The sequence below is a fragment of the Cupriavidus sp. 05T42 genome, assembly GCF_056396345.1.
Genome location: NZ_JBFTLH010000026.1, coordinates 20,196 through 41,913, shown reverse-complemented (window position 1 = coordinate 41,913; position 21,718 = coordinate 20,196). Strand labels below are relative to the sequence as shown.

The window sequence follows — 21,718 nt, the reverse complement described above, 5'->3', positions numbered from 1 at the left end:
TTTCGTAATTTTTAAGGGAGAAGTAAGCAGGATTAAATTCAAGCCGCACCGCGCACAGCAATGCGTGAACACCCCACATCTCACGCCTGACGCCAGTTACATCACGACATGAGGTTAAGGATGATGTGCGGCGTGCCGTTATCTGTCGATGCGGGGGATTGCACCTTGTCGAAAGACGTCCGAGCGCCCACGCCGCCCCTCCCCCACCGACGAGGGAGGTACCCCCCTCAATCGTGGGATTTGCAGAGCCGCGCCTGCCCCCCCTAGAACAACTCCCCCTCCCCACCCCCACTCGGCCAGGCCGACCGGAACGCATGGGGATGCATAACGACCCCTGCCGCGTCCAGCTGCGCCGTGGATAGCACGAGGTGGCGCGCCAGCCAGTCGTGGAGGCTGCGCAGGAAGCGGATGTTGTCGAGGTTGTTCGAGGCGGCGATCAGGCGTTCCAGCTTCACGTGGGCCGTGTAGACGTCGAGCAGGTTCAGCATGCGGAGCTTGGCTGGCGTGGCGGCGCTGCGTTCGATGGCCAGCACGCGCGTCACTTGCGCGTTGGAGAGCGCCCCGCCCTGGGCGATCTGCTGGTAGAGGTCTTCCAGCGCCGGGAAGCGCACCGTGGGCTGTACGCGCGGCACGGCGGCCACCTTCTCCATGCGTAGCACCACGTAGCGCGTGGCGGCGTTGCGGCGGGCGAGTTCCTGCTCGGCGGCGGTGGCCTTGCGGCTGCGGCGCGGGGGCGGGATGTCGGTGAAATCGGGGAGGCGCGGCACGGCGTCGCGCTCGGTGTAGTCGGGCACCTGTTCAAGCCAGGCCGGCTCGGGCAGCGCGGCGCGGGCACAGTCGGCGCCGAAGGGGTATTCGTGGCCATCCGGCCCGCGCAGGATATAGGCGTGGCCCTCGGGAAAGCCGTGGTGGCGGCCGCCCTTGGCGCCGCGCGCGTGGCAGCGGGTGTTGGCGGGATCGACGAAATCCTTGCGAACGGGAATCCAGCCGCCGGGCGGGGCCTGCTTCATGGTGACGAGGGGTAAATCCGGGGAACGGGCGCTATTGTCGCACCGCCCGCCCCGCCGCCACCATTTATCGTTACTTCAGCATGAAGGCCATGGCCGAGCAGCAGTTCAGCATGCGCACGGCGGCCTGCACGGTGGGCGCCGTGAAGGCCAGCGTCACGCCGTCCACGCGCTCGAAGGTCGGCCACTGGCAGAACAGGTCGGCGTAGGCGGAGGACATGGTTTGCAGCCGGCAGTTGACCGGGCCGGCCAGTTCCAGGCAGCGGGCCTCGGGATGGGCGATGGCATTGCGCGTCACGGCCTCCGCCGCGTGGGCGATGGCATCGCGCGCAGTCGTCGGTGACAGCGTGGTGCCGCTGCCCTGCCCGCCCGCCGTCTTGGTCTGCACGTAGCGCACCCAGGGCATCAGCGGCTGGGTTTCGGCGATGAACACGTCGTCGCCGCTGGCCAGCAGCACGGGCACGTCGAACTCGCCGGCCAGTGCGGCATAGATGCCCGCCTCGCCCAGCTCCAGCCCGTTGAACCAGACCCGTGCGAAGGCGCTGCTGTTGATGGTGTGCGCCAGCACGCCCCGGCCCTGTGCGCGGCTGTGATAGCCGATCATGAACACGCCGTCGCAGTCGTGCTCCACGCCGGCCATCATGCTCAGGTAGCGCGGCTTGCCGAGCACCAGTTGCGCACGCGGGTCGATCTGGTCCGGCAGCAGGTTGCGGAAGCCGCCGTGCGAGTCGTTGACCAGCACCTCGGTGGCGCCGCCCGCGAAGGCGCCCTGCACCGCCGCGTTCGCCTCGGCCGTCATCCAGGCGCGGGCGCGCTCGTACTCGCCATTGCCGGCGCGCGTCTGCTCGGTGTGGAATACGCCCGCCACGCCTTCGATATCGGCGGAAATCAGAATCTTCATATCAGGTCTCGGAGAGATCCGGCAGCAGCTCGCGCAGCGCCGCGCGGTGGTGGCCGTCGCGGCCGGTCACTGGCTCGGCATGCCAGAGGGCGTGGACGATGGCCTGCTCCACGCTGTCGGCGGCGGCCCGGAACAGCGGGTCGAGCCGCGATTCGTGGACCATCGGCACGGCAGGCATCGGCACATCGGCCAGATGGGGCACGGTGTAGGCCGTGGAAAAGGCCAGCGCGATGTCGCCGGAGCCATGGCCGAAGACCGACCCGGTACGCGCGAGGCCGGTGCCGGCGCGCAGCGCCAGGCGCCGCAGTTGCCGGGCGTCGAGCGGCGCATCGGTGGCCACGACCATGATGATCGAGCCCTTCTCCGTCTCGGTCTTGGCAGCCAGACGCTCGGCCAGCCTGGAACCCACGGCCTGGCCCGCATAGATCAGCGACTCGGCCGTGCCGAAGTTCGACAGCACCATCGCGCCGACGGTATACCCACCCGCCAGACGTGACGCCGTGCCGATGCCACCCTTCACCCCKAACGACGACATCCCGCGCCCGGCGCCCACGGCGCCCTCCTCCACCTCGGCCCCGGCAGTCGCCAGTGCCCCGGCGTAGTCGGCTTCCTGCACCGCCATCGCCTGGATATCGTTCAGGTAGCCGTCATTGCATTCGAAAACCAGCGGATTGACCGTGGGCCAGCCGCGCCCGATCTCGGGGTTCTCCGCAATCGCCGCGCGGATCTGCGCCTGCGCCACGGTCCCCACGCTGAACGTGTTGGTCAGCGCGATGGGCGTCTCCAGCACGCCCAGTTCCTCCACCTGCACCAGCCCGATGCTCTTGCCGAAGCCATTGAGCACCACAGCCGCCGCCGGCACCTTGTGGGTGTAGACGTTGCCGGCGTGCGGGCGGATCACGGTCACGCCGGTCTGGCAGGCGCCGTCCGCCAGCGTGCGATGGCCGACGCTCACGCCCGGCACATCGGTGATCGCGTTGCGGGAGCCGGCCGGCAGGTTGCCGACCACGGGGGGCGCGTTGGCGGTCATGCGGGCATCACCGGCGGTCGATCTTCGGATCGAGGGCGTCGCGCAGCCCGTCGCCGAGCAGGTTGAACGCCAGCACGGTCAGGAAGATGGCCAGGCTCGGGAAGATGGCCACGTGCGGCGCGGTGACCATGTCGGCGCGCGCCTCGTTGAGCATCGCGCCCCATTCCGGGGTGGGCGGCTGGGCGCCGAGGCCCAGGAACGACAGCCCGGCGGCCGTGATAATCGACGTGCCGATCCGCATCGAGAAATACACCACGATGGACGACACCGTACCCGGCAGGATGTGCCGCATCAGGATGGTCCAGTCGGACGCCCCGATACTCCTGGCCGCCTCCACATAGGTCAGCCCCTTGAGCATCAGCGTGTTGCCGCGCACCAGCCGCGCGAACGCCGGCACGCTGAACACGGCCACGGCGAAGATCACGTTGGTCATGCCATTGCCGAGGATGGCCACGATGCCGATCGCAAGCAGGATGCCCGGGAACGCGAACAGCACGTCCGACAGGCGCGTCACGATGCGGTCCCACCAGCCCTCGTAGTAGCCCGCCATCAGCCCCAGCACGGTGCCGATGATGGCGCCGATGATGACCGAGAAGAAGCCGGCCGCCAGCGAGATGCGCGTGCCGGCCAGGATGCGGCTGAAGATGTCGCGGCCGAGCGAGTCCACCCCCATCCAGTGGGCGGCGGACGGCCCGGCGTTCAGCGCGTCGTAGTCGAAGAAGTTCTCGGGGTCGTAGGGGACGATGTACGGCGCCAGCACCGCAATCACCACCAGCATCAGCACGAAGGCGCCGGCCACCAGGGCCAGGTGCTGCTTGCGGAACTTGCGCCAGAACTCGGTCCAGGGCGTGCGGACGGCCTCCGGGGCGGTACTGGGGGATGCTGCCGCGGCGGGCGTGGAAAGCTCAGTCATGCCGGCCTCTTACTTGTAGCGGATGGTGGGATTGATCACGGTGTAGAGCATGTCCACCACCAGGTTGATCAGGATGAATTCGAGCGAGAACAGCAGMACCTCGGCCTGGATGACCGGGTAGTCGCGCATTTCCACGGCGTCCACCAGCAGGCGGCCCAGGCCGGGCCAGTTGAACACCTTCTCGACCAGGATGGAGCCGCCCAGCAGGAAGCCGAACTGCAGGCCCATCATCGTCACGACCGGGATCATCGCGTTGCGCAGCGTGTGCTTGATGACCACCACGGTCTCGCGCACGCCCTTGGCCCGGGCGGTACGCACGAAATCTTCCTGCAGCACCTCGATGAACGAGGCCCGCGTGAAGCGCGCCATCACGGCGGCCACGGCGGCGCCCAGCGTCAGCGAGGGCAGGATGTAGTGCTTCCAGCTATCGGCGCCAATCGACGGCAGCCAGCCCAGTTGCACCGAGAAGACCTCCATCAGCAGCATGCCGAGCGCGAAGGCCGGGAACGAGATGCCCGACACCGCCAGCGTCATGCCGAGCCGGTCCGGCCATTTGTTGCGCCACACGGCCGAGCCAATGCCGATGGCCATGCCGAAGATGACTGCCCAGACCATCGACGAGAGCGTCAGGTACAGCGTGGGCAGGAAGCGCTCGCCAATCTCCTCGGAGACCGGGCGCTTGGTGCGCAGCGAGGTGCCGAATTCCCCCTGCAGCGCGTTGGTGAAGAAGCGCACGAACTGCTCGGGCATCGGGCGATCCAGTCCCAGGTCCTTGCGCACCAGTTCGACGGTGGCCATGTCGGCTTCAGGGCCGGCGGCCAGCCGCGCCGGGTCACCGGGCAGCATGTGGACGAACAGGAACACCAGCACTGCCACGAGCAGCAGTGTCGGGATCACGCCCAGGAATCGTTTGAGGAAGTAATTCAGCATCTGGCTACCAGGAATTGAGACCGCGGGCCACCCGCCCATGCCCCCGCATCTCGGGCGGGCGGCCAACACGGCTTACTGCGTACGACTGTAAGGACGACTTACCGCGACTACAGCTACCACTTCGGCGGCGCTTGGTGGCGCCGTCTTTATATTTGCGCCCCTCCCCCGCAAGCGGGAGAGGGGCGCAAAACGCTTACTGCTTGATGTCGATCTCGTCGAAGTTGAACGAGCCGTCAGGCATCACGTAGGCGCCGCTCAGGCGCTTGGAACGCGCGAACAGCACCTTCTCCGTGATCAGGAACGCCCACGGGGCATCCTTCCAGATCCGTTCCTGGGCGTCCTTGTACAGCCTGGCCTTCTCGGCGCGGTCCGTCGTGCGCAGCGCGCCGGCGATGTCCGCATCGACCTGGTCGTTCTTGTAGTACGCCGTGTTCAGCAGCTTCGGCGGCATCGATTCCGAGGCCAGCAGCGGGCGCAGCGCCCAGTCCGACTCGCCCGTCGACGACGACCAGCCCACGTAGTACAGGCGCACGCCGGCGTCCTCAGGCTTCTGCACCGACTCCACGCGCTCCACGCGCTGGCCGGCTTCCAGGGCCTGCACCTGCGCCTTGATGCCCACCTGTTGCAGCTGCTGCTGCACGAACTGGATCACCTTCTGCGCCGTGGTGTGGTTGTAGGCCGACCACAGCGTGGTCTCGAAGCCGTTCGGGTAGCCGGCTTCCTTCAGCAGCTCGCGCGCCTTGGCCGGGTCATACGGCCACGGGCCCAGCTTCTCGGCGAAGTCCACGCCCGGCGGCACCACGCCCTGGGCCGGCACGGCGTAGCCGGCGAAGGCCACCTTGGCCAGCGCTTCCTTGTTGATGGCGTAGTTGATGGCCTGGCGCACCTTCGGGTCATTGAACGGCTTGACCTGGGTGTTGAACGACACATAGCGCTGGATGATCGACGGACCGTCGATCAGGTCCACCTTCGGGCTGGCCTTCAGCACGGCGGCCTGCTCGAACGGAATGCTGAACGCGAAGTCCGCCTCGCCCGTCTGCATCACGGCCGAGCGGGTGTTGTTGTCCACCACCGGCTTCCAGGTGATGGTGTCGATCTTTGGGTAGCCCGTCTTCCAGTAGCCGGCAAACTTCTTGCCCTTCAGGTAGTCGGTCTGCTTCCATTCGACGAACTCGAACGGACCGGTGCCCACCGGGTGGAAGGCGATTTCCTTGCCGTACTTCTTCAGCGMGGTCGGGCTGATCATCACGGCCGACGGGTGGGCCAGCACGTTGATGAACGGCGAGAACTGCTCCTTCAGCGTGATCTTGACCGTGGCCGGGTCCACCACCTCGGTCTTGGCCACGCGGTTGAACAGCGTGTAGCGCTTGAGCTTGTTGGCCGGATCGGTCACGCGGTCCAGGTTGGCCTTGACGGCGGTGGCGTCGAAGGTGGTGCCGTCGTGGAACTTGATGCCCTTCTTGAGCTTGATCGTGTAGACCAGGCCGTCCTTGGTCACGTCGTAGCTGTCAGCCAGCACGTTGACCAGCTTCAGGTCCTTGTCGAAGCCGAACAGGCCCTGGTAGAACGACTTCACGGCTGCCTGCGACAGCGTGTCGTTGGCATCGTACGGATCGAGCGTGGTGAACGTCGAGTACACGGCCATCACGGCGTCCTTGGCCGCGAACGCCGGGCTGGCGCCCAGCATGCCAATCGCGCTCATCGCCACGGCGCCGGCGATCAGGCGCGGCGAAACCATACGGGTAGACATATTTCTCTTCTCCTGTTGGAAAAAATCAGTACTGCGTGATGACTAGACTCAAGACTTGATAAAAGCTCAATACGCGCCGCCAACCGGGTGCCGGGCCACGAAGTGCCCGTGCGCGCCGCTGCCGGCCACCGCCACCAGTGGCTGCACCACCGGCTCGTCGCCCACTGCACGGATCGGGCTGGGGATTTCATCAGAAAGCGGCTCGCGCTTCACATGGCGGCGCGCCGGATCGGCAATCGGCACCGCCGACATCAGCTTCTTCGTATACGGGTGCTGCGGATTCTCGAAAATCGCGCGGCGCGGGCCGATCTCGACGATCTGGCCCAGATACATCACGGCCACGCGATGGCTCACGCGCTCCACCACGGCCATATCGTGGGAGATGAACAGGAAAGCGACGCCCAGCTCGCGCTGGAGGTCGAGCATCAGGTTCACGATTTGTGCCTGAATCGACACATCGAGGGCGGACACCKATTCGTCGGCCACCACCACCTTGGGGTTCAGCGCCAGCGCCCGTGCAATACAGATGCGCTGGCGTTGGCCGCCCGAGAACTCGTGCGGATAGCGCGAGGCGTGGGCGGGCGTCAGGCCCACCTTTTCGAGCAGCCACGCCACGCGGGCTTCGGCTTCGCGGCCGCTGGCCACCTTGTGCACCAGCAGCGGCTCCATGATCGAGTAACCCACCGGCACGCGCGGATCGAGCGAGGCGAACGGGTCCTGGAAGATGAACTGGATATTGCGGCGCAGCGCCTGCAGCGCCGGGCCCTGCATCTGGCTGATGTTCTGGCCGGCGAACTCGATCGTGCCGCTCTGGGCATCCACCAGACGCAGCAGCGAGCGGCCCGTGGTGGACTTGCCGCAGCCCGATTCGCCCACCAGCGCCAGCGTCTCGCCCGGGTACAGGTCGAAGCTGACCTGCTCCACCGCATGCACGCGGCGCGTGACCCGGCCGAACAGGCCGCCCGGGACGTCGAAGCGGGTGACCAGATCGCGCACGCGCAGGATCGGCTCGGCGCCGGCGTGGACGGTGTCCTGCGGCACCTCGGCCTCGGGCGCGGCCACGTCGTTCACCTGCACCAGCGGGAACTTGGCCGGCAGATCCTTGCCGGACATCGCCCCGAGCTTCGGCACGGCGGAGAGCAGCGCGCGCGTGTACGGGTGAGCCGGCGCGTGGAAGACCTCGTCGGAGGTGCCCTCCTCGACCTTCTCGCCCCGATACATCACCAGCACGCGGTCGGCCACTTCGGCCACCACGCCCATGTCGTGGGTGATGAAGACCACGCCCATGTCCATCTCGGACTGGAGGTTGCGGATCAGTTGCAGGATTTCGGCCTGGATGGTCACGTCCAGCGCCGTGGTCGGCTCATCGGCAATCAGCAGCGCCGGCTTGCACGACAGCGCCATGGCAATCATCACGCGCTGGCGCATGCCGCCGGAGAGCTGGTGCGGATAGCGGTCCAGCACGCGGCGCGCCTCGGGAATGCGTACGAGTTCGAGCATGCGCAGCGCCTCGGCGCGCGCGGCAGCCTTGTTCTTGCCCTGATGCAGCCGGATCGATTCGGCGATCTGCTCGCCCACCGGGAATACCGGGTTCAGCGAGGTCATCGGCTCCTGGAAGATCATCGCCACGTCCGAGCCGCGCACGGAACGCAGGGCGGCATCGGGCGCGCGAGCCAGGTCCAGCACCTCGCCGCCGCGCCGGCGCAGCAGCATGCTGCCGTTGGCGATCTTGCCGCCGCCATGCTCCACCAGCCGCATCAGCGCCAGCGACGTGACCGACTTGCCCGAGCCGGACTCGCCCACCACGGCCAGCGTCTCGCCGCGATCGACGTGGAAAGAGAGGTTGCGCACGGCCTCGACGGTCCGCTCCGAGGTGGCGAAGCGGACGGACAGGTTGTCCACCGCGACGACGCGTTCAGGGGGAAGTACGAGGTTTCGATGCGTAGAGGTGTTGGCCATGCGACTTGTCCGATGTGCTGCGATTGCTGCGTTCTACTGCGATTTGCTACGAAAGACTTCGAATTTGCGGGGCTGCGGGCTGACGACGATCAACCGTAGATCAGCACGCTGACAGGCTCGCCCACGCGCGCCACGCCGCGGTACATGCCCTCGGTGTTGAACGGCAGCGTGACGTTGCCCTGCCGATCCACGGCAATCAGGCCGCCCCGGCCCTGAATGGCGACCAGCTTCTCCATCACCACGCGGCGCGCCGATTCTTCCAGCGACAGCCCGGCGTAGCGCATCTGCGCGGACACATCGTGCGCGGCCACGGTGCGGATGAACATCTCGCCGGTGCCGGTGGCGGACACGGCCGCCACGTCATCGGCATAGCAGCCGGCGCCGAACACGGGCGTATCGCCCACGCGGCCCACCTGCTTGTTGGTCACGCCGCCGGTAGAGGTGGCGGCAGCCAGGTTGCCCTGGGCGTCGCAAGCCACCGCGCCCACCGTGCCGAACTTCTTGTCCGGATCGATCGGATCGGTGCCAGCTTGCGCCGCCTTCGCTGCCAGCGCCGCCGCGTCGTGGTCGAGCAAGGCCATGCCGGTGCTCGCCTGCGCGCGCTGCCACTGGTCGTGGCGGGCCTGCGTGAAGTAATAGTCGGGGGAGACGAGTTCGAGCCCCTGCGCCTCGGCAAACGCCTCGGCGCCGTCGGCGGCGAACAGCACGTGCTCGCTGTGCTCCAGCACGGCCCGCGCGGCCAGCACCGGGTTGCGCACGCGCGTCACGCAGGCCACGGCGCCAGCGTTGCGCGTGGCGCCGTCCATCACGGCGGCGTCCAGCTCGAACGTGCCGGCGTGGGTCAGCACGGCGCCCTTGCCGGCGTTGAACAGCGGGCAGTCCTCAAGCAGGCGCACCGCTTCGGTCACGGCGTCGAGCGCGCTGCCGCCCTCGGCCAGCACGCGTTGGCCGGCCAGCAGCACCTGCTCCAGCGCAGCGATGTATTCGCGTTCACGGTTGGCATCCATGGCGGCACGGGTAATCGTGCCGGCGCCGCCGTGGATGGCAATGACAGCCTGGGTCATGACAGCTTTCACTCAGTAGATTCGGAAGATTTCKAGGTGCCCCGCTCGCGCTGGCCCGCACCGGGTGCGTCGTAGAGCCAGGGGAGCAGGAATTCGGTCATCTCGGCCGCCGCCTTGACGGAGCGCGCCGAGCGATAGGCCACGGCACCGCACAGCGCTTCGATCAGCGCGAGCACCGTGGCATCGGAATTCGCGGAAAGACGATTGCCGGCGTTGGCATACAGCGCGATATCGGCCAGCGGTGCCAGCGGCGAGGTCGGGCCATCCGTCAGCGCCAGCAGCCTGCCGCGATGGGCCTTCACGCGCTTGGCCAGCACCATGCTGTCCGTCACATATCGGGGAAAGGCGATGGCGATGACCAGGTCTTGCGGCTGGAGCTTGAACAGTTGCCGCGCCGCGTGCGACGCGCCGCCCACCGTCGACACCGACGTCACCATGCGGCAGTGCATCTCCAGCCCGTGCTGGAGCAGGCCGGCCAGGAAGCCGCTCGCCCCGAAGCCCATCACATAGACGCGCTCGGCGGCGAGGATGGCATCGACGGCCCGCTCGCAGGCCTCGGCATCGAGCGCGCGGCGCGTGGCTTCGAGGTTGCGCGCGCCGTCGTCCAGCGCGGCGGCGAAGACCTCGGCCACCGTCGTCGGGCGGGCCAGTTCGTCGCGCAGGCGCTCCACCGGGGCCAGCGTGGCCTCGAAGCCGCGCACGAGTTCGGCGCGGAACTGCGGATAGCCTTCGAAGCCGAGCGCCCGGGCAAAGCGGTTGGCCGTGGCCACGGACACATCCACGGCCGTCGCGAATTCGTCGATGCGCATGGTCGCCGCGCGGAACAGGTTGTCCAGCACGTACTGCGCCATGCGCTGGTGCGCGGGCGTCAGCGTGGGCAGGCTGCGGGCGATGCGTTCGGAAATCGACTGGCCTTCGGGCATGTCTGGGGAAAGAACCGGTTCAGGGCGCCGCGCGCACCATCCCGGAAAGTCCTTTGATGAAAAGGCACTTTCCCGGTGCGGCGGTCTATGTAAATAAATTTACACGCAAACCCCGTACCAGGAGAACCTGGAAGTGACGAATTAGGGGAAATCCCTGAATACATGGATGCGGACATGGGGCCCGGGGCCGGCTGGCGCCCGCAAGACCGGCCACCGGGCGCGCTACAATGCCGGCCTGCCCGCCTCCTGGCGTGTTCTTCGCCTTATCTCCCAGTCCTCGTGATCCGAATCGACCAGCTAGTCCTCCAGCGCGGCACCAAGGTGCTGTTCGACCACACCAGCGTGACGCTCAACCCAGCCGAGCGCGTMGGCCTTGTCGGCGCCAACGGCAGCGGCAAGTMCACGCTGTTCGGCATGCTGCGGGGCGAGCTGCACCCGGATGGCGGCGATGTCTTCGTGCCCGCGCAGTGGCGTATCGCGCACGTGGCGCAGGAAACCCCGGCGGTTGACCGCTCCGCCGTGGACTATGTGATCGATGGCGACACCCGGCTGCGCGAGATCGAAGCGCGCATCGCCGCCGCCCAGGCCAGCGGCGACGGCAGCGCCGAGGGCGAGGCCCACGCCGCCTTCGCCGATGCCGACGGCTACACCGCGCCGGCCCGCGCCGAAGCGCTGCTGCTGGGCCTGGGCTTCACGTTGCCGCAGGTGACGCAGCCCGTGGCGTCGTTCTCGGGCGGCTGGCGCATGCGCCTGAACCTGGCCCAGGCGCTGATGTGCCCGTCCGACCTGCTGCTGCTCGACGAACCGACCAACCACCTGGATCTGGACGCCATCGTCTGGCTGGAGGACTGGCTGGCGCGCTACCCGGGCACGCTGGTGATGATTTCCCACGATCGCGAGTTCCTCGACGCGATCTGCAACGTCACGGTCCATATCGAGAACCAGCAGTTGCGCCGTTATGGCGGCAATTACACCCAGTTCGAGACCCTGCGGCTCCAGCAGATGGCGCTGCAGTCGTCAGCCTACGCGCGCCAGCAGAAAGAAATCGCGCATCTGGAATCGTTCATCAACCGCTTCAAGGCTAAGGCGACCAAAGCGCGCCAGGCGCAGAGCCGCGTCAAGGCGCTCGAGAAGATGGAGCGGCTGGCGCCGGTGCACGTGGCGGCCGGCTTTGCCTTCGAGTTCCGCGAGCCCGATTCGGCGCCGAACCCGATGATGGTGCTCGAGGGGGTGGATTGCGGGTACGCCGAGGCCGAGCCGCCCGTGACCATCCTGCACAACCTGGCGATGTCGATCCAGAACGGCCAGCGCATCGGCCTGCTTGGCGCCAACGGTCAAGGCAAGTCCACGCTGGTCAAGACGCTGGCCGGCACGCAGGCGCCGATGAACGGCACGCTGCGGCTGGGCAAGGGGCTGGTGATCGGCTATTTCGCCCAGCATCAGCTCGAAACCCTGCGCGACCACGATTCCCCGCTCCAGCATCTGGCGCGGCTGGCGCCGGACGTGCGCGAGCAGGAGCTGCGCGACTTCCTGGGCAGCTTCAACTTCCGGGGCGACATGGCGACCGCGCCGATCGAACCGTTCTCGGGTGGCGAAAAGGCCCGGCTGGCGCTGTCGCTGATCGTCTGGCAGAAGCCCAACTTCCTGCTGCTGGACGAGCCGACCAACCACCTGGACCTCGACACCCGCGAGGCCCTGACCATGGCGCTGGCCCAGTTCGAAGGCACCCTGATCCTGGTCTCCCACGACCGGCACCTGCTGCGCGCCACCTCGGACCAGTTCATGCTGGTGGCGGACGGCACCATCCGTCCATTCGATGGCGACCTGGACGACTACCGTGACTGGCTGCTCCAGCAAGCCGCCGCCAAGCGCAACGCCGCCACGGCCGCGCACGCCTCCGAAGCCGCGGCGGACGCCGGCGCCAACGTCAACCGCAAGGACCAGCGCCGCGCCGACGCCGACGAGCGCCAGCGTCTCTCCGTCCTGCGCAAGCCGCTGACCAAGGAACTCGAAAAAGTCGAAAAGCGCATGGCCGCGCTCCACACCGACAAGACCGCCATCGACGCCTTCATGGCCGACGAGACCAGCTACGCCGAAACCAACAAGGCCAGGCTGATGGAAATGCTGAAGCGCCAGGGCGAAGTCACCAGCGAACTGGAACAGCTGGAGGAGCGCTGGCTGGAACTGCAGGAACAGATCGAACAGATCGCGTAAGACATGTGAAAACGCCACCCTCGGGTGGCGTTTTTATTTGATCCCACCGGCGTCTCACCGGTAATTCTTCTCCCGCCGGATCAGCCCCACCGCCAGCGTCAGCGTCAGGATCACCAGCCAGATCAGTGACCAGCCGGGGATCGAGATGCCGAACAGGGGGGGCAGCGGCGCGGTGCACAGGCCGTCCGAGAAGAAGACCTGGGGCAGCAGGCGCGCGGTGGGCAGTTGGTTGACCCAGTTTTCCAGCGGATCGATGCCGCATGAGGACTTCGGGTTCAGCAGCAGGGAGACGTGATACCCCGCCACCGCGATCCCGGCCACGCCGGACAGCATGCCCAGCCCCTGCCACAGCGTGCGCGTGTTCTGGGCCAGCGCGGCCAGCAGGGAAAACAGGCCGATGCCGACGAAGGCGAAGCGCTGCATGATGCAGAGCGGACACGGCTGGTAGCCCTCCACGAACTGGAAGTAGAGCGCGGCGCCGAGCATCGCGAACGAGAGCACGGCGATCAGCAGGAAGTAGGCACGGGAATTGGCTTGCATGGGGGTCCGGGACGGAAGAGGCGTCGAGCCGAATTATTACCCATTTTCCGTCCGCCGTTGCCAGCGGCCCCTTGATATCCCGCCATTGCGCTGTCAATCCGCCGCGGCGGATTGACGCAGCGCCCGCGGTCAGGCTGCCGCGGCTGCCGAAGTGCCCGCCAGATAGCGCCGGCGCCACGGCTTGAGCACCGCGATGGCCAGCGCCGCCGTGACGATGTCCAGCGTGATGGCCACGCCGAACACCGGCATCCAGCTCCCCATGCGCTCATGCATCAGCGCCGCCAGCGGGCCGCCGAAAATCGAGCCGATCCCCTGCGAGATATAGAGCCAGCCGTAGTTGGTGGTGGCGAATTTGGTGCCGAAGGTATCGGTCAGCGTGGACGGGAACAGCGAGAAGATCTCGCCCCAGCCCAGGAACACCACGCCCGAGAGCAGCACGAACAGCACCGCGTTCTCGCGCGTGAGCAGCCACAGCGTCATCGCCACGGCCTCCAGCGCGAAGGCGAAGCACATCGTATTTTCACGACCCCAGCGGTCGGAAATCCAGCCGAACATCGGTCGCGTCAGCCCGTTGGTGAGCCGGTCGATGGTCAGCGCCAGCGGTAGCGCGGCCATGCCGAAGACCACCGCGTTGGACACCCCGAAGTCCTTGGCGAAGGCGGCCATCTGCGAGGTGACCATCAGCCCTGACGTGGACATCATCGTCATCATCAGGAACAGCAGCCAGAACAGCGGCATCTTGAGCATCTGACGGGTCGGCACGTCCACCACGTTGGACGGCGTGTACGACGCGCGCACCGGCAGCCGCTCGCCCGGCGCCGGGGCGCGCAGCCCCTGCGAAGCCAGGAAGCCGATCACCGCGAAAATCAGGCCGAACTGCCACAGCGTGGTCTCCAGCCCCTTGCCGGCCAAGGCCGAAGCAATCGGGAAGGTGGTGACGATGGCGCCCATGCCGTAGCCGGCCGCGACCATGCCGACGGCAAACCCGCGCCGGTCCGGGAACCAGCGCACCATCTGCCCCACCACGCCGATATAGACGATGCCCGTGCCCAGGCCGCCGACCACGCCATAGGTCAGGTACAGCATGCCCACGCTCTGGGCCGAGGCGGCCAGCACCCACGACAGCCCGGCCATCACCGTGCCGGCCGCGATCAGCCGGCGTGGCCCGAAGCGCTCGATCAGCGCGCCCTGGAACGGCGAAAAGAACGTCTGCAGCACGATCAGCAGCGAGAAGGTGACCTGCAACTCCGAGAGCGGCACCCCCAGCTTGGCCGCCAGCGGCTTGGTAAACAGGGTCCAGACATACTGCGGACTGGAAATCGCCATCATGCAGACGAGACCCAGCAACAGTTGCAGCCAGCGCGTGCGCGCCAGCGGCATGGCCTGCGGCACGCCGAGGGCCGCGTTATCAGCAACGGTACGCATTTGCACCACTCCTTGAGACAGGAACTTCGAGGAAGACACGCGGCCACGCATTCGTCATGGCGGGCTCGCGCAGGTTGGAACTCAGTAAATTGCGACCCCCGCCCTACCAGGCCGCCACGCCGCCATCGCTACGCGGATCGCTGCCGCCCTGGTAGAGGCCATCGGCCTGCAGCACGATGGCGCCGGCGTGGCCCATGGTTTCGTCGTATGGCCCCAGCACCTCCACGGCATGACCCAGGCGGTGCAGCGCCTGCTGCGTGGCATCGGGAAAGCGCGATTCGAGCTTGAGGGTGTCGCTGGTCTGGCCCCAGGTGCGGCCGAGCAGCCAGCGCGGTGCGTCGATGGCGGCCTGCGGGTTCATGCCGAAATGGACGATCCGCGAGAACACCGCGCTCTGCGACTGCGGCTGGCCGTCGCCGCCCATGTTTCCGTAGACCAGCGTGCGGCCGTCGTTCAGGCGCGCCATGGCCGGATTCAGCGTGTGGAATGGCTTGCGCCCCGGCATCAGCGGGTTGCGCGCAGTCGGATCGAGCGAAAAGCTGCAGCCCCGGTTCTGCCAGTTCACGCCGGTGCCCGGTAGCACGATGCCGCTGCCGAACTCGTGATAAATGCTCTGGATAAAGCTCACCGCCACGCCGCTACCATCGATCACGCCCATCCAGACCGTGTCCGCCGGCCCCATGCCCTGCCCCCACGGCAGCAYCGCGTCCGGGCGGATGCGCGCGGCGGCGGCATCGAGCCACGGCGGCGCCAGCAGGTCCTGTGGATCGATCTCCATATAGGCGGGATCGGTGATATGCCGGTCGCGCACGTGGAACGCCTGCTTGGTGGCCTCCACGCAGGCATGGACGAAGTCCGGGCCGAGCGGGTCCATGCCGGGCGCCAGCAGGCGGTCCAACTGACCGAGGATCAGCAGCGACACCAGCCCCTGCGTGGGCGGCGGCATGTTGTAGACCGTGCCGCGTGAATGGGCCAGCGCCAGGGGCGCTTTCCAAGTGGCGCGGTGCGCGCGCAGGTCGGCCAACGTCAGCGGACTGCCCGCGTTGCCGAGTTCGCGGGCCAGCATCTGTGCCAGATCGCCCTGATAGAAGTCATCGAGCCCGGCCTGCGCCAGTTGCTCCAGCGTGGCGCCCAGACGCGGATGGCGGAAGCGCGTGCCCGCCGCCGGAGCGCGTCCGTCGATCAGAAATGTCTCAGCGAAGCCCGGCACATCGGCCAGTTCTGCGGCCTTGGCGGCCACGCAGGCCGACTGGCTCTGCGTGACCGGCACGCCCACGCGGGCATAGTCGATGGCATCGGCCAGCAGCCGCGAGAGCGGCAGGCGCCCGCCCAGCGCGTCGTGCGACCACGCCAGCGCCGCCTGCCAGCCGGACACCGTGCCGGCGACGGTGTTCGCCGCCATGCCGCCGCGCGTGGGAATGGCCTGGAAGCCGGCCTCCCGATAGCGCGCGATGGTGGCATCGCCGGCCGCTGCGCCGCAGGCGTCCAGGGCGCGCGGCGCCTCGCCGGGGCGGGAGATCAGCCAGAAGCTGTCGCCGCCGATGCTATTCATATGGGGATAGACCACGGCGATGGTGGCGGCGGCGGCGACCATCGCCTCGACGGCGTTGCCGCCCTCGCGCAGCACGGCCAGCGCACTCTGCGACGCCAGCGCGTGCGGCGCCACGGCCATGCCCCGGCTACCCCGGATCGGATTGAGATGAAATGCCACGCTCCGCGACTCCTGCGATTTATGTATACATAAATTTCCTGTGCAGAAGGATCGCAATAGGCGTGCCACCACGTGCGCCCGGGCACGCTCGCCTAATAAGAAACGTCTCAAGCCCGCGTCAGCACGGGGCTGGCGGGTGGATGCTCACGTGGAAAGCGGAATGGGAAAGGCGGGAGTCAGCCGAAGCGCCTGCGCCGGACGGGTGCGTTCGGGGTCTGGGCCGGCGCGGGGCGCACAAGGCTGGTGCGGGCTTGCTCGAGCCGCTCGGTGGTCAGCCGGCTGACCTCGGCACGGCCATCTTCGATATGGGTGGAGAGCAGCGCCACGGCGCGGGCGCCATCGGCGGCTTCCAGGGCGTCGAGAATGGCCGAATGTTCGTCGTACGTCAGCGAAATCCGCGTGCCGAAGGCGAAGTCGAGCCGGCGGATGATGCGGATGCGGTCCGTCACCTGCTGGTGGACCGCCGCCGACTCGGGATTGCCGGCCGCATCGACGATGGCAAGGTGGAAGGCCTCGTCCAGTTGCGCCACGGCGTTGCCATCGGCCAGCCGCCCGGCGACGGGCACGCGCCAGATCGCGCCAAGCTGCCGCACCAGCGCCGCGAGGGCCGCCTGATGCGGGGCCTCGGGCCGGCACAGCCGCGTTACCGCGTGGGTCTCCAGCAGGGTGCGCAACTCGTAGAGCGCTTCGAAGCGGGCCAGATCCAGCGGCACCACTTCCCAGCCGTTGCGGTAGTAGCCGCGCACCAGCCCATCGCCCTGCAGGCGGTGCAGCGCCTCGCGCACGGGCGTGCGGGAGATGCCCAGCCGCTCCGCCACATCGTTCTCGGTGAACCGATCGCCGGGCAGGAGGCGGAAGGCGAAGATGTCGTCGCGCAGCGCCTGATAGGCGGCCTGGGAGCGCTTGGCCTTGGCCAGGCTGGCGCTGCCATCGAGGGTGTCTGCTGCGTCTGCCATGCTCGTTCCCCCCGGCCTTGGCCGTCAGTCCAGGTGCCGCACGCGGTCGATGGCTTGTTCGAGGCGATCCACGGGAATCACCTCGATACCCTCGATCTTCTGCTTCGGCGCGTTGGCCTTCGGGATCACCGCCATCGTGAAGCCGAGCTTGGCGGCTTCCTTGAGCCGCTCCTGCCCGCGCGGGCTCGGGCGGATCTCGCCAGCCAGCCCCACTTCGCCGAACACGACCAGCCCGCGCGGCAGCGGCTTGTTGCKCATCGACGAATGGATCGACAGCAGCACCGCCAGATCGGCGGCCGGCTCGGTGATCTTGACTCCGCCCACGGCGTTCAGGAACACGTCCTGATCGAAGCAGGCAATGCCCGCGTGCCGGTGCAGCACGGCCAGCAGCATCGCCAGCCGGTTCTGCTCCAGCCCCACCGCCAGCCGGCGCGGATTGGGCACGTTGGCGGTATCGACCAGCGCCTGCACCTCTACCAGCAGCGGCCGGGTGCCCTCCTGCGTGACCAGCACGCACGAGCCCGCCACCGATTCCTCGTGCTGCGAGAGGAACAGCGCCGAAGGATTGCTGATGCCGCGCAGGCCGCGCTCGGTCATCGCAAAAACACCCAGTTCGTTGACCGCACCGAAGCGGTTCTTGAAGGCGCGGATCAGCCGGTGCGACGAATGGGTGTCCCCTTCGAAGTACAGCACCGTATCGACGATGTGCTCCAGCACGCGCGGCCCGGCCAGGCTGCCCTCCTTGGTCACATGGCCGACCAGGATGATGGTGATGCCGGTGCTTTTGGCGATGCGCGTCAGTTGCGCCGCGCACTCGCGCACCTGCGCCACCGAGCCGGGCGCCGAGGTCAGCGCCTCCGAATACAGGGTCTGGATCGAGTCGATCACGGCCACTTCGGGCTGCTCGGCCTCCAGCGTGGCCTGGATTTTCTCGAGCTGGATCTCGGGCAGCAGGCCCAGTGCGGGGGCATCCACGCCCAGCCGTTGGGCACGCAGGGCGATCTGGGCGCCGGACTCCTCGCCGCTCACATAGAGCACGCGCCGCTGGCCGGCCAGGTTGGCCAGCGTCTGGAGCAGCAGCGTGGACTTGCCGATGCCGGGGTCGCCGCCAATCAGCACCACGCCGCCCGAGACCAGCCCGCCGCCGAGCACGCGGTCGAACTCATCGATGCCGGTGGTGAAGCGCGGCACGTCAGCCGCGTCGATCTCGGACAGCTTGCGCACCACGGCCGAGTTGGCCAGCGGCTGGAAGCGCCGGGCGGCGCTGGACCCGGAATCCGCCACGGATTCCACGAGCGTGTTCCAGGCGTTGCACTGCGGGCACTGCCCGGCCCAGCGCGGCGTGGTGCCGCCGCACTCGGTGCAGGAATAGACAGTCTTGGTCTTGGCCAAACGGCGTCCTTGTTCTGGGAGAGGGTCAGCGGCGGTCAGGCGCGGGTCAGGCCGGGGCGTCGGCCGTGGTCAGCGTGGCCACCGTGCAGGGTACGCGCATCGCCAGCGCGCACATCAGCTCATAGCCGACGGTGCCGCTGGCCGCCGCCACCTCGTCGATCGGCAGGCCCTGGCCCCAGAGCGTGACCGATGTGCCGACACGGGCCTTCGGGCAGGGCGTGAGATCCACGCAGACCATGTCCATCGAGACCCGGCCGACCAGCGTGGTGCGCGTGCCATCAACCAGCACCGGCGCGGGGCGGTCGCCCCAGCCGGCCGCGTGGCGCGGGTAGCCATCGGCATAGCCGCAGGCCACGATGCCGATGCGCATCGCGCGGTCGGCCGTGAACATCGACCCATAGCCGACCGTATCGCCCGGCTGCAGGTCCTGGACGGCGATCAGTTCGCTGTGCAGCGACATGGCCGGCTGCAGGCCGGTATCAGCGATATCCGCCGCCACGCCCGTGGGCGACGCGCCGTACAGGATCACCCCCGGCCGCACCCAGGCGCGGTGCGCCTGCGGGTGCCAGAGCACGGCGGCCGAGTTGGACAGGCTGGCTTCGCCCGGCAAATTGGCCGTGGTGGTGTCGAAGGCCTCGATCTGGTGCGCGATGCCCCGCGCGCTGTCGGCATCCGAGAAATGCGTCATGTGCACGATACTGCCCACACAGGAGAGTCCGCGCGCACGTTCCCAGGCGGTCCGATAGGCCTCCGGTCGGAAGCCGAGCCGGTTCATGCCGGTGTTGAGCTTGAGCTGGATCGCCAGCGGCCCCCGGGGCCGGGCCACCTCGAGCATGCGCAGTTGTTCCTCGCAATGAATGGCTGTCGTGAGGCGATATTGTTCCAACAGGGGAACATCCTGCGGTTGGAAGAATCCCTCTAGCAAGAGGATCGGCCCCTGCCACCCGAGTTCGCGGAGCAGCACGGCCTCGTTGAGGTCGAGGAGCCCGAAGCCGTCGGTGCCGCGCATGCCCGCAAAGGCGCGCCGGATACCGTGGCCGTAGGCGTTGGCCTTGACCACCGCCCAGATGTGGGATTGGGGCGCGTAGCGGCGCACCACGTCCAGGTTGTTGGCCAGCGCGGGCTGGTGGATGACTGCGTGTATGGGTCTTGGCATGGTCTGGCTAAGGGTGCAGGTTGCGTCCCGGCATGCACCGGATCAGGGAAGACCCGGACGGCAACCCGCTGCAATCGGGCGTTGATGTTGCATACACTGTGCCGGCACCGCCACGCGCATGACGCGAAAGTGCGCTGGAATACGGAGCGGCCGGCACATGCGGGGCAACATCGCGCAGGCGATATTTGAACACAACCGGCGCCCACCTCAGGGAATCCGGAAGGCGGGTTCCTGTCAAAACGCGGGTCCGCCGGAGTGCTGAAATGTCGTGGTTTCGTGATATAAAGCCGGACGCTCCGGCCATGTTTTAAAAGAGAAGCAATATGTCAATGACGGTCAGGCAAGCCGAAAGGCGCGCGAAAGTTGCGCAACCGCCCCACTTTGACAAGGCCGTCGCGCCAGGTTCCCTACAAGCCGCGATGTTGCCGGTCGGCGTGCCCCTGCCCGCCGCGCCGGGCGTCCGCGATGGAGACAAAGTCGAAGGTATGAAGAAGGGTTTCTACACGATCATGGCCGCGCAGTTCTTTTCGTCGCTGGCCGACAATGCGCTGCTCATCGCCGCCATCGCCCTTCTCACCGAATTGCATTCCCCGCAGTGGATGACCCCGCTGCTGAAGCTGTTCTTCGTGCTGTCCTATGTGGTGCTGGCGGCCTTCGTGGGGGCCTTCGCGGACTCCATGCCCAAGGGCAAGGTCATGCTGATCACCAACGCCATCAAGATCGTCGGCTGCGCGATCATGATGTTCGGGCTGCACCCGCTGCTGGCGTACGGCGTGGTGGGCTTCGGCGCCGCCGCGTACTCGCCGGCCAAGTACGGCATCCTGACCGAGCTGCTGCCGCCCGAGAAGCTGGTGATGGCCAACGGCTGGATCGAGGGGCTCACGGTGAGTTCGATCATCCTCGGCACCGTGGTGGGCGGCGCGCTGATCTCGGTCCATATCTCGGACATCCTGCTCCGCTTCGACATCCCCTACGTGGACACCGGCATCAACACCCCGGCCGAGGCGGCCATGGTGGTGATCATGTTCTTCTACGTCGTGGCGTCGGTGTTCAACGTGTTTATCCCGGAGACCGGCGCGCGCTACCCGCAACAGGAAAAGAACCCGGTGAAGCTGATTGCCGAGTTCGGCGACTGCTTCATCGCGCTGTGGCGCGACAAGCTGGGCCAGATCTCGCTGGCCGTGACCACGCTGTTCTGGGGCGTGGGCGCCACCTTGCAGTTCATCGTGCTCAAGTGGGCGGAGAAGTCGCTGGGGCTGAACCTGTCCCAGGGCGCCCTGCTCCAGGCCGTGGTGGCGGTGGGTGTGGCGGTCGGCGCGATCATGGCCGCCGCCCGGATCCCGCTGCGCCGCTCGCTGTCGGTGCTGCCGTTCGGCGTGGCGATGGGGATCACCGTCATGATCATGGCCTTCTACACCAAGGACGCCATGCCGGCCGTGATGCTGAACGTGCTGGGTTATCCCATGCCGCTCTACATGGCCATCGCCTATGTGTTCCTGATGATCGTCGGAGCCATGTCGGGCTACTTCGTGGTGCCGATGAACGCCCTGCTCCAGCATCGCGGGCACGTGCTGCTGTCCGCCGGGCACTCGATCGCCGTCCAGAACTTCAACGAAAATGTTTCAGTTCTGCTGATGCTGTGCCTCTACGCGCTGCTCATCAAGCTGAATGTGCCGATCGGCTTCGTGATCGTGGCGCTGGGCCTGTTCATCTCGGCCACCATGCTGCTGGTCATGCGCCTGCACAAGCACAACATCAAGATGCACAACTCGCTGGCGATGATCGGCGAGGACAAGCACCACTGACCCGCGCGCGGGCAGCGAAACAGGAAACGCCCCGCCCGGCCT

Annotated in this window: 17 protein-coding genes; 2 read left to right on the top strand and 15 right to left on the bottom strand. The window is 67.5% G+C overall.

The window, feature by feature from the left end:
• Nucleotides 1-263: 263 nt before the first annotated feature.
• From AC1EJR_RS24785 to AC1EJR_RS24745, 9 genes are all read right to left on the bottom strand, one after another.
• Complete coding sequence (locus tag AC1EJR_RS24785) at nt 264-1,010, bottom strand: hypothetical protein (protein WP_092289323.1); 747 nt, start codon at nt 1,008-1,010, stop codon at nt 264-266.
• A gap of 70 nt (nt 1,011-1,080) precedes the next feature.
• Nucleotides 1,081-1,908 (bottom strand): M55 family metallopeptidase, encoded by an 828-nt coding sequence (locus tag AC1EJR_RS24780; RefSeq protein ID WP_477113824.1) that lies wholly within the window; start codon nt 1,906-1,908, stop codon nt 1,081-1,083.
• Between the two features lies 1 nt (nt 1,909).
• Nucleotides 1,910-2,938 carry a DmpA family aminopeptidase gene (locus AC1EJR_RS24775; protein WP_477147714.1) on the bottom strand — a complete coding sequence of 343 codons (1,029 nt, stop codon included), beginning with the start codon at nt 2,936-2,938 and terminating at the stop codon, nt 1,910-1,912.
• 7 nt (nt 2,939-2,945) lie between these two features.
• Nucleotides 2,946-3,851 carry a glutathione ABC transporter permease GsiD gene (gene gsiD, locus AC1EJR_RS24770; RefSeq protein ID WP_092289329.1) on the bottom strand — a complete coding sequence of 302 codons (906 nt, stop codon included), beginning with the start codon at nt 3,849-3,851 and terminating at the stop codon, nt 2,946-2,948.
• A 9-nt stretch (nt 3,852-3,860) separates the two neighbouring features.
• Complete coding sequence (gene gsiC / locus AC1EJR_RS24765) at nt 3,861-4,781, bottom strand: glutathione ABC transporter permease GsiC (protein ID WP_092289330.1); 921 nt, start codon at nt 4,779-4,781, stop codon at nt 3,861-3,863.
• A 193-nt stretch (nt 4,782-4,974) separates the two neighbouring features.
• Complete coding sequence (gsiB, locus tag AC1EJR_RS24760; protein ID WP_477147713.1) at nt 4,975-6,531, bottom strand: glutathione ABC transporter substrate-binding protein GsiB; 1,557 nt, start codon at nt 6,529-6,531, stop codon at nt 4,975-4,977.
• 66 nt (nt 6,532-6,597) lie between these two features.
• Nucleotides 6,598-8,490, bottom strand: a complete 1,893-nt coding sequence (locus AC1EJR_RS24755; protein ID WP_477147712.1) for a dipeptide ABC transporter ATP-binding protein — start codon at nt 8,488-8,490, stop codon at nt 6,598-6,600.
• Nucleotides 8,491-8,579: 89 nt separating this feature from the next.
• Nucleotides 8,580-9,554: an isoaspartyl peptidase/L-asparaginase family protein gene (locus AC1EJR_RS24750; protein ID WP_092289336.1), complete on the bottom strand. Its 975-nt coding sequence runs from the start codon at nt 9,552-9,554 to the stop codon at nt 8,580-8,582.
• Nucleotides 9,555-9,562: 8 nt separating this feature from the next.
• On the bottom strand, nt 9,563-10,477 hold the full coding sequence (locus AC1EJR_RS24745) for a MurR/RpiR family transcriptional regulator (protein WP_477147711.1): 915 nt from the start codon (nt 10,475-10,477) through the stop codon (nt 9,563-9,565).
• Nucleotides 10,478-10,756: 279 nt separating this feature from the next.
• Here AC1EJR_RS24745 and AC1EJR_RS24740 point away from each other — a divergent pair, with 279 nt between their 5' ends.
• Nucleotides 10,757-12,691, top strand: coding sequence for an ATP-binding cassette domain-containing protein (locus AC1EJR_RS24740; protein WP_477147710.1), 1,935 nt, complete (start codon nt 10,757-10,759; stop codon nt 12,689-12,691).
• Nucleotides 12,692-12,745: 54 nt separating this feature from the next.
• On the opposite strand, the gene AC1EJR_RS24735 is transcribed toward AC1EJR_RS24740, so the two are convergent.
• The 6 genes from AC1EJR_RS24735 to alr all read right to left on the bottom strand — a co-directional run bounded on the left by AC1EJR_RS24735 (nt 12,746) and on the right by alr (nt 19,871).
• Nucleotides 12,746-13,231 carry a disulfide bond formation protein B gene (locus AC1EJR_RS24735; protein WP_477108933.1) on the bottom strand — a complete coding sequence of 162 codons (486 nt, stop codon included), beginning with the start codon at nt 13,229-13,231 and terminating at the stop codon, nt 12,746-12,748.
• 129 nt (nt 13,232-13,360) lie between these two features.
• Entirely contained in the window at nt 13,361-14,656 is a 1,296-nt protein-coding gene (gene oxlT / locus AC1EJR_RS24730; protein ID WP_441593598.1) for an oxalate/formate MFS antiporter, read from the bottom strand.
• A gap of 103 nt (nt 14,657-14,759) precedes the next feature.
• Nucleotides 14,760-16,328: a gamma-glutamyltransferase family protein gene (locus AC1EJR_RS24725; RefSeq protein ID WP_477147716.1), complete on the bottom strand. Its 1,569-nt coding sequence runs from the start codon at nt 16,326-16,328 to the stop codon at nt 14,760-14,762.
• A gap of 215 nt (nt 16,329-16,543) precedes the next feature.
• On the bottom strand, nt 16,544-17,323 hold the full coding sequence (locus AC1EJR_RS24720) for a GntR family transcriptional regulator (RefSeq protein WP_454757139.1): 780 nt from the start codon (nt 17,321-17,323) through the stop codon (nt 16,544-16,546).
• Between the two features lie 24 nt (nt 17,324-17,347).
• Nucleotides 17,348-18,715 carry a DNA repair protein RadA gene (gene radA / locus AC1EJR_RS24715; RefSeq protein WP_477147709.1) on the bottom strand — a complete coding sequence of 456 codons (1,368 nt, stop codon included), beginning with the start codon at nt 18,713-18,715 and terminating at the stop codon, nt 17,348-17,350.
• Between the two features lie 46 nt (nt 18,716-18,761).
• Entirely contained in the window at nt 18,762-19,871 is a 1,110-nt protein-coding gene (alr, locus tag AC1EJR_RS24710; protein ID WP_092289349.1) for an alanine racemase, read from the bottom strand.
• A 485-nt stretch (nt 19,872-20,356) separates the two neighbouring features.
• Here alr and lplT point away from each other — a divergent pair, with 485 nt between their 5' ends.
• Nucleotides 20,357-21,676: a lysophospholipid transporter LplT gene (gene lplT, locus AC1EJR_RS24705; RefSeq protein WP_092289351.1), complete on the top strand. Its 1,320-nt coding sequence runs from the start codon at nt 20,357-20,359 to the stop codon at nt 21,674-21,676.
• Nucleotides 21,677-21,718: the final 42 nt, after the last annotated feature.

Coding starts and splice junctions, on each gene's coding strand:
- gsiD (WP_092289329.1), bottom strand. CDS start 3,851: ATGACTGAGCTTTCCACGCCCGCCGCGGCAGCATCCCCCAGTACCGCC.
- alr (WP_092289349.1), bottom strand. CDS start 19,871: ATGCCAAGACCCATACACGCAGTCATCCACCAGCCCGCGCTGGCCAAC.
- AC1EJR_RS24780 (WP_477113824.1), bottom strand. CDS start 1,908: ATGAAGATTCTGATTTCCGCCGATATCGAAGGCGTGGCGGGCGTATTC.
- AC1EJR_RS24720 (WP_454757139.1), bottom strand. CDS start 17,323: ATGGCAGACGCAGCAGACACCCTCGATGGCAGCGCCAGCCTGGCCAAG.
- AC1EJR_RS24785 (WP_092289323.1), bottom strand. CDS start 1,010: ATGAAGCAGGCCCCGCCCGGCGGCTGGATTCCCGTTCGCAAGGATTTC.
- AC1EJR_RS24750 (WP_092289336.1), bottom strand. CDS start 9,554: ATGACCCAGGCTGTCATTGCCATCCACGGCGGCGCCGGCACGATTACC.
- lplT (WP_092289351.1), top strand. CDS start 20,357: ATGAAGAAGGGTTTCTACACGATCATGGCCGCGCAGTTCTTTTCGTCG.
- AC1EJR_RS24735 (WP_477108933.1), bottom strand. CDS start 13,231: ATGCAAGCCAATTCCCGTGCCTACTTCCTGCTGATCGCCGTGCTCTCG.
- oxlT (WP_441593598.1), bottom strand. CDS start 14,656: ATGCGTACCGTTGCTGATAACGCGGCCCTCGGCGTGCCGCAGGCCATG.